The sequence below is a fragment of the Cellulomonas sp. plas2 genome (assembly GCF_057221735.1).
The window spans coordinates 1,548,233-1,565,652 of record NZ_CM170155.1 but is presented as its reverse complement, the minus strand read 5'-3'; the positions used below and the strand labels follow the sequence as shown (position 1 = coordinate 1,565,652).

The window sequence follows — 17,420 nt, the reverse complement described above, 5'->3', positions numbered from 1 at the left end:
CGCGAGCCCGCGACGCGGGCCGGGGCTGGGGACGGCTCGACGAGCAGCCGGCCGCCGCGACGGTCAGGGCCCGACGGTCAGGGCCCGACGGTCAGGCGGGCACGACGTTGACGAGCTTCGGCGCCCGCACGACGACCGTGCGCACCTCGCGGCCGTCGAGCGCCCGCTGGACGGCCGGGTCGGCCAGCGCGAGGGCGCTCAGCTCGTCGTCGGAGACCGAGGGCGGGACCTCGACCCGCCCGCGGACCTTGCCCTGCACCTGCAGGACGCAGGTCACCGTCTCCTCGACCAGCAGCGCCGGGTCCGCCACGGGGTAGGGCTCGTGCGCCAGCGACCCCTCGTGGCCCAGCCGCTGCCACAGCTCCTCGGCCACGTGCGGCGCGACGGGCGCCAGCATGAGGACCAGCGGCTCCACGGCCGCCCGCGGCGCCGGGTCCAGCGTCGTCAGGTGGTTGTTGAGGACGATGAGCTTGGCGATGGCGGTGTTGACCCGCATCGCCGCCATGTCCTCGGTGACGTCGGCCACCGTGCGGTGCAGCAGGCGCAGCGTCTCCGGCGCCGGTGCGTCCTCCCCCACGACGAGCCTCCCCGTCGCCTCGTCGACGACGTTGCGCCACAGCCGCTGGAGGAACCGCTGCGCCCCCACGACGGTCCGGGTCTCCCACGGGCGCGACAGGTCCAGCGGACCCATGGACATCTCGTACACGCGCAGCGTGTCCGCGCCGTACTGGGCGTACATCTCGTCGGGCGTGACGACGTTCTTCAGGGACTTGCCCATCTTGCCGTACTGCCGGTCGACGGCCTGGCCCTGCCAGCTGTAGCCCGTGGCCGACCCGGCGTCCTCGACGACCTCCTCGGCCGGCACGTGCACGCCGCGCGCGTCCGTGTAGGCGTACGCCTGGATGTACCCCTGGTTGAACAGGCGCTGGAACGGCTCGCCCGACGAGACGTGGCCCAGGTCGTGCAGGACCTTGTGCCAGAACCGCGCGTACAGCAGGTGCAGCACCGCGTGCTCCACGCCGCCGACGTACAGATCCACGCCGCCCACGCCGCCGGGCGCCTGGTGCCCGTGCCCCGGGCCGAGCCAGTACCGCTCGAGCTCGGGGTCGACCACCGCGTCCTGCGACCGCGGGTCCAGGTAGCGCAGGTGGTACCAGCACGACCCCGCCCAGTTGGGCATCGTGTTGGTGTCCCGCCGGTACACCCTCGGCCCGTCGCCCAGGTCCAGGGTCACGTGGACCCATGCGTCGTCGCGGCCCAGCGGCGGCTCCGGGGACGACTGCGCGTCCTGCGGGTCGAACGTGCGCGGCGCGTAGTCGGGCACGTCGGGCAGGTCGACCGGCAGGCTCTCCAGCGGCAGCGCGATCGGCAGGTCGTGCTCGTCGTAGACGATCGGGAACGGCTCGCCCCAGTAGCGCTGCCGGCTGAACAGCCAGTCGCGCAGCCGGTAGGTGATCGTCCGCTCGCCGACGCCCCGCTCCTCCAGCCACGCCCCGACAGCCTCCTTGGCCTCGGTGACGCGCATCCCGTCGAGCTGGAGGTGCTCGTTCGACGAGGCCGTCACCACGCCGTCGCCGGTGCGGGGGCCCTCGCCCTCGCCCTCCAGCGTGTGCACGACCGGCAGGTGGTAGGCCTGCGCGAAGGCGAAGTCGCGCTCGTCGCCGCCCGGGACGGCCATGATCGCGCCCGTGCCGTAGCCCATGAGGACGTAGTCGGCGGTGAAGACCGGCAGCAGGTCGTCGGTCAGCGGGTTGCGCGCGAGGTGCCCGGTGAAGACCCCGGTCTTGCGGCCCGCGTCCGCCTGGCGCTCGACCGCACTGCGGCCGGCGGCGAACGCCCGGTACGCCGCGACCGCCGCCGCGGGGCTGCCGTGGCCGTCCGTCCAGACGTCCTGCGTGCCGTCCGGCCACGCCGCCGGCACCTCGTCGAGCAGCGGGTGCTCGGGCGAGACCACCATGAAGGTCGCGCCGAACAGCGTGTCCGGGCGGGTCGTGAAGACCTCCACCTCGGCTCCGCCGACGACCTCGAACCGGATCCGCGCCCCCGACGAGCGCCCGATCCAGTTGCGCTGCATCGCCTTGACCTTCTCCGGCCAGTCGATGTGCTCCAGGTCGTCCGTCAGGCGGTCCGCGTACGCCGTGATGCGCATGTTCCACTGCCGCAGGCTGCGCTGGAACACGGGGAAGTTGCCGCGCTCGGAGCGGCCGTCGGCCGTGACCTCCTCGTTGGCCAGCACGGTCCCCAGGCCCGGGCACCAGTTGACCGGGGTCTCGGACACGTACGCCAGGCGGCTCGCGTCGAGCACGCGGCGGCGCGCCACGGCGTCCAGCGCGGACCAGGCCACGCCCGCGGGCACCCCGTCGAGGGCCGGGACGGGACGGGTGCCCGCCGCGTACTCCGCCTCGAGCTCCGCGATCGGCCGCGCGCGGCCGCGGCCGCCGTCGGGGCGCGGCGCGTCCTCGTCGTACCAGGAGCCGAAGACCTGCAGGAAGATCCACTGGGTCCAGCGCACGTAGTCCGGGTCGATGGTCGCGAAGGAGCGCCGCGCGTCGTGCGCCAGGCCCAGGCGGCGCAGCTGGCGCTGCATGATGGCGATGTTGGCCTCGGTCGTCGTGCGGGGGTGCTGGCCCGTCTGCACCGCGTACTGCTCCGCCGGCAGGCCGAAGGCGTCGAAACCCAGCGCGTGCAGGACGTTGTCCCCCTGCATGCGGCGGAACCGCCCGACGACGTCCGTGGCGATGTACCCCAGCGGGTGCCCGACGTGCAGGCCCGCGCCCGAGGGGTACGGGAACATGTCCATCACCATGAACGCCGGCGCGGTCGGGTCGGCGTGCCTGCCCTCGCCGTCCGTCAGGTGGCCCGAGGGGTTGGGGGTGAAGAAGGTGCCGCGGCGGGCCCACTCGTCCTGCCACGCGAGCTCGATCCGCTCCGCGAGCGCGGCCGTGTAGCGGAACGGCGTCTCGGAGGAGGTGCCGACGGGGGCACCGGGGCTCGCAGCGGTCTCAGCACTCACCGGGCGATCGTACCGACGCCCGCCGACACACCCGCCGACGCGGCGGCCGACCCAGCGGCCGGGGTGGCCGCCGACGCGGCCGCGGACGCCGCCGCGGACGCGACCGCCGGGGTGGCCACGGCGTGCGGCGCCGGCTGGCGCCCCGCGACCAGGAGGACGACGAGGCCGACGACCGTCACGGCGGCACCGGCCCAGGCCGGCGCCACGTACCCGTACCCGGCGGCGATGACCAGCCCGCCGAGCCACGCCCCGCCGGCGTTGCCCACGTTCAGCGCCGAGTGGCACAGCGCCGCCCCGAGCGACGGGGCCGCGGGGGCCAGGTCCATGAGCCGGGTCTGCAGGGCGAGCCCGAGCACCTGCGTGACGACCCCGAGTGCGACGAGCGCCAGCACGGCCGGCACGGGGAAGGGCGCCACGAGACCGACGACGACGAGCACCGCTGCCGTGGCGACCATGCCGCCCAGCACCGTGCCCAGCACCGACCGGTCGGCCAGCCGCCCGCCCAGGAGCGTCCCGACGGTCATCCCGACCCCGAACAGCCCGAGCACGAGCGGGACGGTGCCGACGCCGAGGCCCGTGACGTCGGTGAGCAGCGGCTTGACGTAGGAGTAGACGGCGAACATGCCGCCGAAGCCGACCGCGCCGCCGCCGACGGCGACCCACAACGGGCCGCTCCGGAGCGCCCCGAGCTCGCCGGCGACGCTCGACCCCGCCGGCACGGGCAGGGACGGGGCCCGCAGGAGGAGGGCCAGCACCGTCGCCAGGCCCAGGAGCCCGACGCCCGTGAACGACCAGCGCCAGCCCACCGCCGTCCCGACGACGGCCGTCAGGGGGACGCCGACCGCGCAGGCCAGGGTGAGCCCGGTCATCATCGCCGCGACGGCCCGCCCCCGCCGCGCCGGCCCGACGACGGCCGTGCCGAGCACCGCACCCACCCCGAAGAAGGCGCCGTGCGGCAGCCCGGCGACGAACCGCGCGAGCACGAGCCAGCCCAGGTCGGCGGCGAACGCCGAGGCCGCGTTGCCCAGCGTGAAGGCGACCATGAGCGCGACGAGCAGCGGCCGGCGGTCCACCCGGGCCGCCAGCGCGGTGATGACGGGCGCGCCGACGACGACGCCCAGGGCGTACGCGGTGATGGCGTGCCCGGCGCCCGGGATGCTGGCACCCAGGTCGTCGGCGATCTCGGGCAGCAGGCCCATGGTCGCGAACTCCGTGGTGCCGATGCTGAAGCCGCCGAGGGCCAGGGCGAGCAGCGCGGCCCGCGCGCGGCCAGGCGTCAGCCGCTCGTGCAGGGGCGCGGGACCGGGCGCGGGAGTGGGCGCGGGAGAGGGGTCGACGACGGGGGCGGACGGCTGCACGGCTGCTCCGGGGCGGGACCGATCGTTCGACGCCGAGCGTCGAAACGATTCGAGAACGGGGCGGGAGCGCCGTCGACAACCCGCGGGGACGCGCCCAGCCTAGGGCAGCGGCTCGGGCGGCGAGCCCTCCCCGGGGGCTGCCAGCCAGATCGCCGCCGCGGCCGCCGGGCCGAGGTCCACCTCCCGGCCCGGGCCGTCCGGCCCCAGCACCGCGAGTCCCACGACGCCGGCCGCCGCCGGCCGGTCGAGCACGCGGACCCGGGCGTCCAGCACGACGCCCACGCCCTCGAGGTAGCGCAGCAGCGCCGGGTCCGCGTCGGAGATGCGCACGACCTGGCCCTCCCCCGGCGCCGCCACGTCGGCGGTCACGGCGACGGGCAGGTGCTCCGTCCCGTCCGCGTCCGGGATGGGGTCGCCGTGCGGGTCGCGCCGCGGGTGGCCCAGGTGCTCCGCCAGCGCCTCGACGAAACGCGCCGAGACCGCGTGCTCGAGCACCTCGGCCTCGTCGTGCACCTCGTCCCACCCGTAGCCGAGCACCTGGACGAGGAAGGTCTCGATGAGCCGGTGGCGGCGGACGACCGCGACGGCGTGCCGCCGACCCTCCGCCGTCAGCCCGACGGCGCCGTAGGGCGCGTGCTCGAGCAGGCCGGCGTCCGCCAGCCGCCGGACCGTCTCCGACACGGTCGACGGCGCGACCCCGAGGCGCCGCGCGAGCATGGTCGTCGTCACCTGCTGCTGCGACCACTCCTGGGCCGACCAGACGACCTTGAGGTAGTCCTCGGCGACGGCCGTCAGGACGGGCGGGGTGCTCACCCGGCCGCCGTGCCGGCCCCCGCGCCCGCGCCCGACCCGGCGCTCGCCGCCGTGCCCGCTCCCGTGCGGGTCGGTCCCGCCGTCGTCGGGAGGACCGACGGCAGCCCGAACCGGGCGAACAGCTCCGCACCGCCGAAGAAGGCGACGACGTGCCGCACCCCGTCCGGCCCCAGCGTCAGCTGCTGGACGTGGAAGGCGCGGTGCACCCCGTCCTCGTCCTGCATGTAGAGCGCGAGCGCGGGCAGGCCGTTGGCCGAGGTCCGCACGAGACGCTGGCTGTCCGGGCCGGTGGCCGGGCACCACGTGGAGATGAGCCGGCCGACCTGCTCGGCGCCGCGGTACCAGGCGGGGTAGGGAGGCATCTCCCAGACGACGTCCGCCGCGAGCAGCTCGACGATGCCGGCCACGTCGTAGCGCTCGAACGCCTCGACGTAGCGCTCGACGAGCGCCTGCCCCCGCTCGTCCAGCGGCGCGGGTGGCGCGTCCGCGTCGAGGCGCGCGACCTGGGCGCGGGCGCGCTGGAGCGTGGAGTTCACGCCCGCGACCGTCAGCCCGAGCGCCTCCGCCACCTCGGCCGCGCTCCACGCCAGCACCTCGCGCAGGAGCAGGACCGCGCGCTGCTGGGCGGTGAGGTGCTGCAGGGCGGCCACGAAGGCGAGGCGGATGCTGTCCCGCTCGACCGCCTGCTCCGCGGGGTCGACGGGCGTCTCGACGAGCACGAGGCGGTCGGGCATCGGCTCGAGCCAGGGCACCGCCTCGTCGACGAGCGGCTGGTGCGCGGGGTCCGCCGGGGCGCCGATGCCGGTGGGCAACGGGCGGCGGGCGCGACCCTCGAGGTGGGTGAGGCAGGCGTTGGTCGCGATGCGGAACATCCAGGTACGCAGCGAGGACCGCTGCTCGAAGCCGTGCAGCGCGCGCCAGGCGCGCAGGTAGGTCTCCTGCAGCAGGTCCTCCGCGTCGTGCACCGACCCGGTCATGCGGTAGCAGTGCGCCAGGATCTCCCGGCGCATCGGGTCGGTGGCGGCGCGGAACGCGTCCTCCGTCGGGGGGTCCGGCAGGGCCGGCGCGGTCGTCTTCACGGTGGCGGTGACGGTGCCGGGGGGCGTGGTGAGGGTCACGTCGCCGAACCTAGCAACGCCCTCCGACACGGAACAGGGGTCGCGACGACCGGCGGCCCGATGAGTCCGCGGTCACCGGTCCAGCCGGGTGCCAGCAGCAGCGCACGACCGACCGGAACGAGGCACCCCGTGCAGCGCATGATCTTCGTCAACCTGCCCGTCGCCGACATCGCGACCTCCCGCACCTTCTACACGGGGCTCGGGTTCGGCATCAACGAGGTGTTCTCCGACGAGCACTGCCTGTCGGTGATCGTCTCGGACACCATCGTCGTCATGCTGCTCGACCACGAGCGGTTCGCCGACTTCGTCACCGGCCCGATCGCCGACGCGCGTCAGGTCACGCAGGTGCTCAACTGCCTGTCGGCCGGCTCGCGCGAGGAGGTCGACGCCTTCGTGGACGCCGCCATCACGCACGGCGGCAAGGAGTACCGGGCACCCATGGACGCCGGCGAGATGTACGGCCGCGCCGTGGCGGACCCGGACGGGCACGTCTGGGAGATCATGCACATGGCCGTGCCCGAGGGCGGCTGGGGCATGTGACCGTCCCTACGCGGGCTCCGGCGGTGCGCCCCCACCGCCCGGCACGGTGTCCACCGGCGGGAGCGCCGGCCAGGGCAGGCGCTCCGACACCGAGGCGCCCGCATCCGTGCCGACGGAGACGACGCGCAGGTCGACGAACAGCCGCGTCACCGGGTCCCACCGCAGCACGGTCAGCTCGGCGGTGCCCCGCAACGGCCCGATCGTCGGCTGGCCGAGCGTCGCGCCGGCGGTCGACGAGGACACGTAGCGCACGCCCTGCCCGACGACCTCGGGCCCGACCCGCTGGTGCAGGTGCCCGCTGATCTGGGCCGGCGCGCAGCCCTCGTCGAGCACGTCGGTCCCGACGTCGGGCGTGTGCACGAGGAGCAGGTCGACCCCCGCCTCGTCGGCGCACGCGGCCTCCGCCAGCCGGGCCGCCACCTCGACGGCCGGCTCCCGGCTGCGCGTGCCGCCGGCGCCCACCCGCGTCTCGGCCGGGTCGTGGTCGCCGAGGATCCGCAGGCCCGCCACCTCGACGACGCCCCCGTCGAGCACCGTCGCCCCCGCGCGGGCGTACGTCGCGCTCGTCGTGACCGAGTCGTGGTTCCCCGGCGACGTCACCACGGGGACGGCGTCGGGGACGGCCCGCGCGAAGGTGCGCACGCAGTAGTCCTCGACCGCCGTGCCGTCGACGGTGGTGTCGCCGGCGTCGACCACGAGGTCGGCCCCGGCCAGCCGCACGAGCGTCGTGATGAGGGGGGCCATCCCGACGTTGCAGTGCAGGTCCGAGACCACGACGACCGTGACCGGCTCCTCCGCCTGCTCAGCCGTCGCGCTCGGGCTGCTCCTCGGGCTGCCGCTCGCCCCGGGGACGCCCGGGGGCGCGAGGTCGCCCACCCCGCCGGAGAGCCCGCCCTCGTCGGCCTCCCCCCCACCGACCTGACCCTCGTCCGCCGGCGCCTCGTCGGTCGGTGCCTCGCCCACCGGACCCTCGGCGACCGGACCCTCGTCGGCCGGCGCCTCGCCCACCGGACCCTCGCCGACCGGACCCTCGCCGGCCGGTGCCTCGCCGACCTGGCCCTCGTCGTCCTGGCCCTCGTCGTCCTGGCCCTCGTCGTCCTGGCCCCCCTCGGTCGACGGGAGCGTCGCGTCGCCCTCCGGGTCGGGCCGCTCCTCCCAGGCGGCGACGAGCGCGTCGTCGGCACGGGCGTAGAACTCCTGGTTGTCCCGGATGGCGCCGACGACGACGCGTCCCAGCGTGTCCACGACGCCGCCCAGACGACCGGTGACGCGTGCGCCCTCCAGCGGCGTGCCGGCGAAGACGGACGCCGACACGGCACGGCCGGCGGGACGCGCCGCCCCCGCCCGGGTGCTGGCCGGCACCAGCGCCAGCACGAGCACCGTGACGAGCCCGGCGCCGACGAGGGCGTGCCGCCGCCGGCGCACGAGCACCGCCAGCTCGCGCCGGCGCGCCGCCCCGAGCAGGACGCGCACCCCGGCCATCGCGAGCGCGCCCAGCAGCAGCACCACCGTGGCCCGCTGCACCGCGTCCTGCACGAGCCCGCGCACCACGTCCTCGACCGCCGCCCCCGGGGCGGTGAAGAACTGCACGTAGCTCTGCGCGTCCTCGCTGAGCGAGGCGAGGGTCGTCGCGGGGTCGACCTCGGACAGCTCCGCGGGGATCTCCCGCACGGTGACGCGCAGCCCGAGCACGGGCACCGGCGAGTCGAGCTGCACCGTGCCCAGCGGCCCGAGGTCGAGCGTCGCCGTGCCGTCGAGCGTCACGGCGTACCGCGCGGCGTGCGGGCCGAAGCCCGCCTCGGTCCGCGCGGTGGTCACGCCGACGAGCAGGGCGGCCAGGACCGCGACCACGACGAGCGCGGAGCGGCGCAGCAGCGTGCGCCGGTCCGGCCGGCGCAGGCGCAGCGGCTGGTTCCAGGCGGCGTCGGCGGGACCGAGGCGCAGGAACGGCCGCCGCGGGGTGGGGGTCAGCGGCGCTCGTCCCGCCAGCGGACCCACTGCTCCACCAGCGACAGGTCGTAGTCCGGACCGCCCGTCCCGACGGTGAAGAGCGTGACGCCCGCGGCCAGCAGCGCGTCCCCCGACTCCGACGGCGGCTCCTGCACGCCGGCCGAGCGCTCCACGAGCGTCGACGTCTCCCGCCCGACGGCCGAGCCGTGCTCGTCGAGGATCGCGCTCTTGCGCGCCACCGTCTCCGCGTCCCCGAAGCCGTGCCAGATGTCCGCGTGCTCGGCCACGACACGCAGCGTCTTGCGCTCCCCGCCGCCGCCGATCATGACGGGGATGTGCCGCGTGGGGGCCGGGTTGCCGGCGGCGAGCCGCGCGGTGATCCGCGGCATCGCGGCCGCCAGGTCGGCGATGCGCGACCCGGCCGTCCCGAACTCGTAGCCGAACCTGTCGTAGTCCTTCTCGAACCAGCCGGCGCCGATGCCGAGGATGAGACGGCCGCCGCTCACGTGGTCCACCGTGCGCGCCATGTCGGCCAGCAGGTCGGGGTTGCGGTAGGAGTTGCAGGTCACGAGGGCGCCGATCTCCACGCGCTCGGTCTGCTCCGCCCAGGCGCCCAGCATGGTCCAGCACTCGAAGTGCTTGCCGTCGGGGTCCCCGTAGAGCGGGTAGAAGTGGTCCCAGTTGAAGATCACGTCCACGCCCAGGTCCTCCGCGCGGAGCACCGCGTCGCGGATCTGGCCGTACTCGGCGTGCTGCGGATGGAGCTGGACACCGATGCGCACGGGGAAGGCCATGCCCGCACCCTACGAGCGGGCACCGACACCCGTCACCCGGAAGGGGCGACGGGCCGACGGGGCGTGCGGGCCCGCCGCGGCGCGGCGAGGATCGGGGCATGACCACGGGCACCCCGACCACGACCCCGACCGGCAGCACGACCGGCAGCACGAGCGGCAGCACGACCGGCAGCACGCCCGGCAGCACGACCGACGCCCACAGCACCCCGGGCGTCTACTCCACCCCCGGCCAGGAGTTCCGCCGGGACACCCGCTACCTCACGACACGGATCACCGCGGACGGCGCCGAGGGCTGGCCCGTGGAGGCCGGGCGCTACCGGCTCGTCGTCGCGCGCGCCTGCCCCTGGGCCAACCGGGCCATCATCGTCCGGCGGCTGCTGGGCCTGGAGGACGCCCTCTCCATGGGCGTGTGCGGGCCCACGCACGACGAGCGGTCCTGGACCTTCGACCTCGACCCCGACGGGCTCGACCCGGTGCTGCGCATCCCGCGCATCCGCGACGCCTACCTCGCGCGCGACCCGGAGTACCCGCGGGGCATCACGGTGCCGGCCATCGTCGACGTGCCGTCCGGCCAGGTCGTGACGAACGACTTCGCGCGGATCACGTTGGACCTGTCGACGGAGTGGACCGCCTTCCACCGGCCCGGCGCGCCGGCCCTGTACCCCGAGCACCTGCGGGCCGAGATCGACGAGCTGGCCGAGCACGTCTACCGGGACGTCAACAACGGCGTGTACCGCGCGGGCTTCGCGGGCGACCAGGAGTCGTACGAGAAGGCGTACGCGCAGCTCTTCGCGCGGCTGGACACGCTGTCCGAGCACCTGTCCACGCGGCGCTACCTCGTCGGCGACACGATCACCGAGGCGGACGTGCGCCTGTTCACCACGCTCGTGCGCTTCGACCCCGTCTACCACGGGCACTTCAAGTGCAACCGCTCGAAGCTGACGGAGCTGCCGGTCCTGTGGGCCTACGCGCGCGACCTGTTCCAGACCCCCGGCTTCGGCGACACGGTCGACTTCCACGACATCAAGCGGCACTACTACGTCGTCCACCGGGACGTGAACCCCTCGGGGATCGTGCCCGCCGGGCCGGACCTGTCCGGGTGGCTGACGCCGCACGGCCGGCAGGCCCTGGGCGGCCGTCCCTTCGGCGACGGCACGCCCCCCGGTCCCGTCCGCGACGGCGAGCGGGTGCCGGCGGGGCACGGCGCCGAGGCCGCCTGACGACGACCTGACGCGACGACCTGACGCGACGACCCGACGCGACGACCTCTCGCGACGCACGCGGCGGCGGCCGGCCCGGCCGACCGCCGCCGCGGCCCCCCGCGCGATCCAGGGAGGGGGCGTCAGTCCCGCTCGCGCAGCGCCGAGCGCAGCCGCACCCGCGTCCCCGTCCGCAGCAGGGACCGCGTGTAGATCCGCGCGGCGACGAGCACGACGACCACCGTCGAGGCCGCGAGCAGCACGAGGGCCAGCAGGGGCTCCCACCAGGCGGCGTCGCCGAAGAACAGCCGCACCGGCATCGCGACCGGCGCGCTGAAGGGGATGTAGGACAGCACCGTCATGACCGTGGCGTTCGAGGAGAAGAACACGACGCCGAAGTACGGGAGCATGACCAGCCACGTCACCGGCTGCAGCACCGAGCCCACGTCCTCGAGCCGGGACACGAGCGAGGCGGACGCGGCGTAGATCGCCGCGAGCAGCGCGAACCCCAGGACGAAGAAGCCCACGAACCAGGCCACCGGCGCGCCGACGAGGGTGAGCAGGTCGTCCTGCCCCGTGACGACGAGCCCGACGACGGCCACGGCGGCGATCGCCGCCACCTGCCCGATGGCCAGCGCGGCGTTGCCGAGGATCTTGCCGGCCATGAGCACCCGCGCCGGCACCGCCGCCAGGAGGATCTCGACGACCCGCGTCTGCTTCTCCTGCACGGTGTTCTGGGCGATCATCGTGCCCGAGCCGAGCGCGGCCATGAAGAACACGAGGCCGAACGCGAACGGCACGAGGAAGCGCAGCGCCTCCGGCGTGGCGTCGGGGTCCGTGAGCTCCACCTCCGGCGTCACCGACAGCGCCTCGACCAGCGCGGTCGGCGCCTCGGTGCGGGCGACGACGAGCACGTCGGCGCCCGTCCCCTCCCCCGACGAGGCCGCCGGCGCGGGCAGGACGGCTGCGTCGACGCCCTCGTCGCGCACGAGCTGCCGGGCCTCGTCGGCGTCGTCGGCCGGCACGGTCTCGAAGCCCTCGCGCCCCTCGAGGGCCGCGCCGGCACCGGCGACGACCGCCACGCGCGTGTCCCCGCCGAACCGGCCGCCGAGCAGCGACGGCAGCACGACGCCCGCCAGCACGACGAGCAGCAGGATGACGGTCGAGACCTGGAAGGACCGCGTCCGGACCTGAGCCAGGACCTCCCGCCCGGCGACGAGGGCCACCAGCGGCCCGGTGCGCGGGGGCGGCGGGACCTCGGGCGCGGTGCGGCCGGGACCGCCGTGGGCGGGGGTGGGGCGGACGTCCGTGCTCATCGGGACACCTCCTGCAGGGACGGGCGGACGGGAGCGGCGGTGCCGTCGGGCGCGGGACCGGTCCCGAGGTCGGACCCGGCGTCCTGCGGGCCGGCGACGACCTCGCGGAAGATCTCCCCCAGGGTGGGCACCACGGGGGCGAAGGTGGTGACCGGACCACGCGCCAGCGCCGTGCGCAGCACCTCCTGCGCGGTGGCCTCGTCGGCCTCGAAGAGCGCGGACCCGCCGGAGAAGGACTCGACGCGCACGCCGGGCACCTGGCGCAGCCAGCCGACGTCCCCGGCCGCGACGAGCTCGTGCCGGCGCGTGCCGTAGCGCTCCCGCAGCTCCTCGCGGGCACCGGCGGCGCGGATGCGGCCGCCGGCGATGATGACCATGTCGTCGCACAGGCGCTCGACGAGGTCGAGCTGGTGGGACGAGAACAGCACCGGCACCCCGGACGCCGCCGTGTCGCTCAGCACGCCGAGGACCACGTCGACCGCGAGCGGGTCGAGACCGGAGAACGGCTCGTCGAGCACGAGCACCTCCGGCCCGTGCACGAGCGCGGCCGCGATCTGGGCGCGCTGCTGGTTGCCCAGCGACAGCGTCTCGACGGGGTCGCCGGCGCGCTCCGCGAGCCCGAGCCGCTCGAGCAGGTCCCCGGCCCGGCGCGCCGCGGCCTCGGCGTCCCAGCCGTGCAGCCGCGCGAGGTAGGTGAGCTGCTCCGCGACCTTCATCTTCGGGTACAGGCCGCGCTCCTCGGGCATGTACCCGAACCGGCGGCGCCGGCCCGCGTCGAGCGGCGTGCCGTCGAGCGTCACGGTGCCGGCGTCGGCGGCCAGCACCCCCAGGACGATCCGCATCGTCGTCGTCTTGCCGGCCCCGTTGCCGCCGACGAAGCCCGTCAGCCGGCCGCGCTGCACGGTGAAGCCCACGTCCTGCAGGACGCGGCGCCCGCCGAAGCTGCGCTCGATCCCCTCCAGCACCAGCACGGTGCACCCCTCTCGTCGTCGGGCTCTCGCCTCGCCCCGACGCTAGGTCCGCCGGGGGCGGCGCGTCCTCCGGCCGCGGACGGATCCTGACGGCCCGGCGAGCCCTCGCGCGGTCGTCGCCGGACGGGGCCCTCCGTCCCGTGGCGGAGGCGGGACGGGTCTCAGCGCCCGACGAGCCCCTGCTCGTGCGCGAGCACGACGGCCTGGACCCGGTCGCGGACGCCGAGCTTCATGAGGACGTTGGACACGTGCGTCTTCACGGTGGCCCGGCCGAGGACCAGGGCCGCCGCGATCTCGTCGTTCGACATGCCGCGCGCGACGAGGCCGAGGACCTCGAGCTCCCGCTCGGTGAGCGTGGCGAGCCGACCGGTCGGTACCGGTGCCGGCGCGGGGGCCGGCGCGGGGGCCGGTGAGGGGGCCGGTGGGGGGACAGGTGCAGGAGCGGGTGGTGGGACCGGTGCCGGAGCCGACCGCGACGCGAGCGCCCCCGCCGCGACGGCGCGCGCGATGACGGCGCGCGTGAGCTCGGGGGCCAGCAGCGCGTCGCCGGCGGCGACGGCCCGCACACCCGCGACGAGCTGCTCGGGCCGCGAGTTCTTCAGCAGGAACCCGCTGGCCCCGGCCGCGAGCGCCTCGACCAGGTAGTCCTCGCGCGCGAAGGTCGTCAGGACCAGGACGTGAGCGTGCACCTCGGGGTCGGCGAGCAGCCGGCGGGTGGCCTCGAGACCGTCCATGTCCGGCATCTGCACGTCCATGCACACGACGTCGGGACGCGTCGCGCGCACGACGTCGAGCGCCTCCGCGCCCGTCGAGGCCTCGCCGACCACCTCGATCCCGGGCTCCGTCCCGAGGATGACGGCGATGCCCGCGCGCAGCAGCGCCTGGTCGTCGACGAGGACGACGCGCACCGGCGCGGTGGTGCCCCGCGCGGTCGTGCCCGGCGCGGTCGTGCCCGGTGCGCTCACGCCCCACCGCCGACGGACGCCCCGACCTCGACGCGACGACGCGGCACCGACGCGCGCACGAGGAAGCCGCCGCCGCGGCGCGGTCCCACGTGCAGCTCGCCTCCGTCCGCCGCGACCCGCTCGCGCATGCCGACGAGCCCGAGCCCGCCGGCGCCCCACCCCGGCGACGACCACGCCGCCTCCCGGCCGCGCCGCGGGCCCCGCCCGTCGTCGGACACCTCGAGCTCCACCGCGTCGTCGAGCCAGCGCAGCCGCACGTCGGCGTGCGCGCCGGGCCCCGCGTGCTTGCGCACGTTCGTCAGCGCCTCCTGCGCGATCCGGTACAGGTTCAGCGAGACGGTCGGCGGCAGCGGCCGCGGCTGCCCGACGACCGCGAGGGTCGCCTCCACGCCCCCCGCCGTCGTCTCGGCGACGAGGGCCGGCAGCCGGTCGACGCCGAGGGAGCCGAGCGCCTCGCGCCGGCCGGAGCCGCCGTCGGGGGACGACGCGCCGTCCGACGAGCCGTCCGACGGGCCGCCGCCGGCGGCGTGCGGCGTCGCGTCCGGCGCACCCTCGTCCTGGCGCAACGTCCGCACGAGCCCGTGCAGCTCGCTGAGCGCCTCGCGCGCGGCGCCCTCCACGCCCTCGAGGGCCTCGGCGGCGCGCGGCGGGTCGACGGGCAGCAGGGTCCGCGCCGCCGCTGCGCCCACGCCCATGAGGGAGACGTGGTGGGCGACCGCGTCGTGCAGCTCCCGGGCCAGCCGCAGGCGCTCGATGGTCACCGCCTGCGCCTCGGCCCGCACGCGCTCGGCCTGCAGCAGCCGCGTGCGCAGCGCCGTGCGGGCCCGCTCCCGCGCGGACCGCCAGGCGTGGTCCCCGAACCACCAGGCCCCGGCGAAGAACAGCGCGTTCGTGACGAGCTGGACCAGCGAGAGCGCGACGAAGGGCGAGAACGGCCCGGACGCACCCGGTGGGGCGTCCTCGTCCGCCGCGTCGGCGGACGCCGAGTACAGCGCGACGACGAGCCAGACGAACATCCCCAGCACCACCAGGCCGCGGGTCCAGGACGCCCGCGCCCGCGACGGCTCCCACGCGCCGACGGTGTACAGCGCCATGAACAGCGCGATGTTGCTGATGACCTGCTCGGGGACGTGCAGCAGCCCCCCGACGAGGAACGCGGCGGCCACGACCGCCGCCACCGCCGAGGGCCACCGGCGCCGCACGGCCAGCGGCAGCGTCACCCCGACGAGCGCCGCCACGGACACGGCGCCCGACGCCGGTTCCGGGTAGAACCCCGCCGACCGGTACAGGACCATCGTGAGGACCGCGGCGACCAGCAGGACGCCGGCCAGCGCGGCGTCGGCGCGCAGCTCGCCCCCGGAGGGGCGGGGCCGCGACCAGCCGGGGGCGTCCGGGTCCGCGGGGTCGGGCGCGTCGGTCACGCCCCGCACGCTACCGGCGCGCCGGCCACCGGCGGCACGACGGCACCGGTGGGCTCAGGCCGCGGCGCTCACCCGCACGACGTTGCGCCACGGGTCCTCGAACCGCAGGCTCGGGCCGTCCGGCGTGGCGACGACGCCGGCGTGGGCGACGCGGTCGGCGAGGGCGCCGAGGTCGTCCGCCGCCGGCACGACGATGCGGACCTCCCCGAGGCCGAGGGTCGACGCGCGCGGGCCGGCCCCGGCGCTGTTCCAGGTGTTCATCGCCAGGTGGTGGTGGTACCCGCCGGCCGAGACGAAGAGGGCGCCGTGCCACTGCGCGGTCACGTCGAAGCCGAGGGCGTCCACGTAGAAGCGGCGCGCGCTCGGCACGTCGCCGACCTGCAGGTGCACGTGCCCGACGACGGCCCCCGACGTCGGGGCGGCCTCGTCGAGGTGCTCGTCGAGGAAGGCGCTCGGGTCCAGGCGCAGCGAGTCCATGACGACGCCGCCGTCGGGCGTGCGCCGCCACTGCTCGCGCCCGCGGTCCCAGTACAGCTCGACGCCGTTGCCCTCGGGGTCCGTCAGGTAGAAGGCCAGCGAGACGAGGTGGTCCGCCGCCCCGACGTAGGTCTGCGGGGCCAGCCGCGCGACGGAGGCCAGCGCGGCGGCGAGCCCGGCACGGTCGTCGAACAGCAGGGCCGTGTGGAAGAGCCCGGCGCCGTGCCGGGGCACCGGCGGCAACCCGGGCGCGTGCCGCAGCACGACCAGCGGCACCGCGCGCCGGCCGAGGACGACGACGTCCGGCCGGTCGTCGCCGGCCACGCGCCCGGTCGCCGACCCCGCACCAGGGGTGCCGGACAGCACCTCCAGCCCGAGGACGTCGCGGTAGTACCAGAGCTGCCGGTCGAGGTCCCCGACGAGGAGCGTCACCGCGTCCATCCCCGTCCCCGCGGCGATGGCGTCGCGACGCCGTGCCGGCTCCGACGCCGACGCCGGCGCCGACGCCGACGCCGGGGGGATGCTGCTGGTGGTACCGGTGCTGCTGGTGCTGCTCACGAGGGCCTCCGGGTGACGCGCGGTTGTTTGTCGCGTCAACCAAGTCGCCGCCCCGGGTGTTCCCGCCTCAGCCCCGCGCGCCCCCGTCGAGGTGGTTGTGCCCCAGCCCCTCGAGGAACACGGGTCCGCGCGCGGCGAGCTCCGCCTCGAAGCGGCCCGCCCAGCCGCCGTACGGCTGGTGCGCGAGGGCGTCGTTGGCGAACCGTCCGTCCGTGGTCACCTCCGTCGTGCAGAAGGCGGGCACGGTGAGGTCCGTGACGGGCCCGCCGCGCTCCACCTCGGCGACGACGAGCGGGGCGTCCGCCCCGACGAAGACGTCGACGACCCAGCCGTCGTCACCCAGCCAGGCCGCGTGCCGCCACTTGCCCACCACCGCGCCACCGCGCCGGACGAGCTCGACGCCCACGAGCGGGTCGAGCTCCCGCTCGGCCTCGTAGCGGGTGCCCTCCACCATGGGCCCCTTGACGGTCACCGCGGCGAAGTCGACGGCCCCGGCCCACCGCTCCAGCAGCGTCCGCGGGTCCACGTCCGTGGGGCCGCCGGGGCCCCCGCCCAGCGCGCCGACGTCCACGGCCGGCACCTGGACGCGCACGCGGACGGCCCACCCCTCGTCCGCCAGCAGGTAGCTCTGCACGACGAGCGCCGGCGACCCGTCGAGCAGGTCGAGGGGCAGCTCGCGGACGAAGAACCGGCGCTCGAACTCGAAGTCGCCGTTCCCGCCGTCGCTCACGCCCCGAGCGTAGGACGCACGGGCCGCGCACCCCGGGACGCGCCGGGCGTGGCGTCGGCGCCGCGCCCCTGGGCAGGACAGGACTCGTGTGCGATCATGGGACGACATGGGCTGCGCGACTCCGCGCGCCCCGCGTCGTGGAGATCCCCCGGCCCCTGCCCGCGCCCCTCCCGGGCGCCGCAGGTCGGTGCTCTGGC

At 76.1% G+C, this 17,420-nt stretch carries 14 protein-coding genes; 2 read left to right on the top strand and 12 right to left on the bottom strand.

Annotated features, from left to right (window positions below; genetic code table 11):
* Nucleotides 1-91: 91 nt before the first annotated feature.
* The 4 genes from leuS to AC2TDM_RS06965 form a co-directional block, all read right to left on the bottom strand.
* A complete protein-coding gene (gene leuS / locus AC2TDM_RS06980; RefSeq protein ID WP_484636207.1) occupies nucleotides 92-3,013 on the bottom strand; it encodes a leucine--tRNA ligase in 2,922 nt (973 codons plus the stop codon).
* Nucleotides 3,010-4,371, bottom strand: a complete 1,362-nt coding sequence (locus AC2TDM_RS06975; RefSeq protein ID WP_373308379.1) for an MFS transporter — start codon at nucleotides 4,369-4,371, stop codon at nucleotides 3,010-3,012. The genes leuS and AC2TDM_RS06975 overlap by 4 nt, the downstream gene beginning before the upstream one ends.
* Before the next feature lie 99 nt (nucleotides 4,372-4,470).
* Nucleotides 4,471-5,184 carry a metal-dependent transcriptional regulator gene (locus AC2TDM_RS06970; protein ID WP_090032909.1) on the bottom strand — a complete coding sequence of 238 codons (714 nt, stop codon included), beginning with the start codon at nucleotides 5,182-5,184 and terminating at the stop codon, nucleotides 4,471-4,473.
* Nucleotides 5,181-6,302 (bottom strand): sigma-70 family RNA polymerase sigma factor, encoded by a 1,122-nt coding sequence (locus AC2TDM_RS06965; protein WP_239078576.1) that lies wholly within the window; start codon nucleotides 6,300-6,302, stop codon nucleotides 5,181-5,183. Before AC2TDM_RS06965 ends, AC2TDM_RS06970 begins: the two co-directional genes overlap by 4 nt.
* Before the next feature lie 138 nt (nucleotides 6,303-6,440).
* On the opposite strand from AC2TDM_RS06965, the gene AC2TDM_RS06960 reads away from it, so the two are divergent.
* Complete coding sequence (locus AC2TDM_RS06960; protein ID WP_090032993.1) at nucleotides 6,441-6,842, top strand: VOC family protein; 402 nt, start codon at nucleotides 6,441-6,443, stop codon at nucleotides 6,840-6,842.
* Between the two features lie 6 nt (nucleotides 6,843-6,848).
* Here AC2TDM_RS06960 and AC2TDM_RS06955 read toward each other — a convergent pair whose 3' ends face one another.
* Both AC2TDM_RS06955 and AC2TDM_RS06950 read right to left on the bottom strand, forming a co-directional pair.
* A complete protein-coding gene (locus AC2TDM_RS06955; RefSeq protein WP_239078577.1) occupies nucleotides 6,849-8,840 on the bottom strand; it encodes a metallophosphoesterase in 1,992 nt (663 codons plus the stop codon).
* Nucleotides 8,810-9,586, bottom strand: coding sequence for an LLM class F420-dependent oxidoreductase (locus AC2TDM_RS06950; RefSeq protein WP_090032908.1), 777 nt, complete (start codon nucleotides 9,584-9,586; stop codon nucleotides 8,810-8,812). Before AC2TDM_RS06950 ends, AC2TDM_RS06955 begins: the two co-directional genes overlap by 31 nt.
* 98 nt (nucleotides 9,587-9,684) lie before the next feature.
* Between AC2TDM_RS06950 and AC2TDM_RS06945 the strand changes: the two genes are divergently transcribed.
* Nucleotides 9,685-10,806: a glutathione S-transferase family protein gene (locus AC2TDM_RS06945; protein ID WP_090032907.1), complete on the top strand. Its 1,122-nt coding sequence runs from the start codon at nucleotides 9,685-9,687 to the stop codon at nucleotides 10,804-10,806.
* Between the two features lie 122 nt (nucleotides 10,807-10,928).
* Here the strand turns inward: AC2TDM_RS06945 and AC2TDM_RS06940 are convergent, their stop codons facing one another.
* From AC2TDM_RS06940 to AC2TDM_RS06915, 6 genes are all read right to left on the bottom strand, one after another.
* Nucleotides 10,929-12,101, bottom strand: coding sequence for an ABC transporter permease (locus AC2TDM_RS06940; protein ID WP_090032905.1), 1,173 nt, complete (start codon nucleotides 12,099-12,101; stop codon nucleotides 10,929-10,931).
* A complete protein-coding gene (locus tag AC2TDM_RS06935; protein ID WP_090032903.1) occupies nucleotides 12,098-13,072 on the bottom strand; it encodes an ABC transporter ATP-binding protein in 975 nt (324 codons plus the stop codon). Before AC2TDM_RS06935 ends, AC2TDM_RS06940 begins: the two co-directional genes overlap by 4 nt.
* Nucleotides 13,073-13,233: 161 nt before the next feature.
* Nucleotides 13,234-14,037, bottom strand: coding sequence for a response regulator (locus tag AC2TDM_RS06930; protein ID WP_090032902.1), 804 nt, complete (start codon nucleotides 14,035-14,037; stop codon nucleotides 13,234-13,236).
* Nucleotides 14,034-15,458 carry a sensor histidine kinase gene (locus AC2TDM_RS06925; RefSeq protein ID WP_484636206.1) on the bottom strand — a complete coding sequence of 475 codons (1,425 nt, stop codon included), beginning with the start codon at nucleotides 15,456-15,458 and terminating at the stop codon, nucleotides 14,034-14,036. The genes AC2TDM_RS06930 and AC2TDM_RS06925 overlap by 4 nt, the downstream gene beginning before the upstream one ends.
* Nucleotides 15,459-15,512: 54 nt before the next feature.
* Complete coding sequence (locus AC2TDM_RS06920; RefSeq protein WP_090032901.1) at nucleotides 15,513-16,376, bottom strand: VOC family protein; 864 nt, start codon at nucleotides 16,374-16,376, stop codon at nucleotides 15,513-15,515.
* 184 nt (nucleotides 16,377-16,560) lie between these two features.
* The gene (locus tag AC2TDM_RS06915; protein ID WP_090032899.1) at nucleotides 16,561-17,223 is read right to left on the bottom strand and encodes a CYTH domain-containing protein; all 663 of its coding nucleotides are present in this window, start codon (nucleotides 17,221-17,223) and stop codon (nucleotides 16,561-16,563) included.
* Nucleotides 17,224-17,420 lie beyond the last annotated feature (197 nt).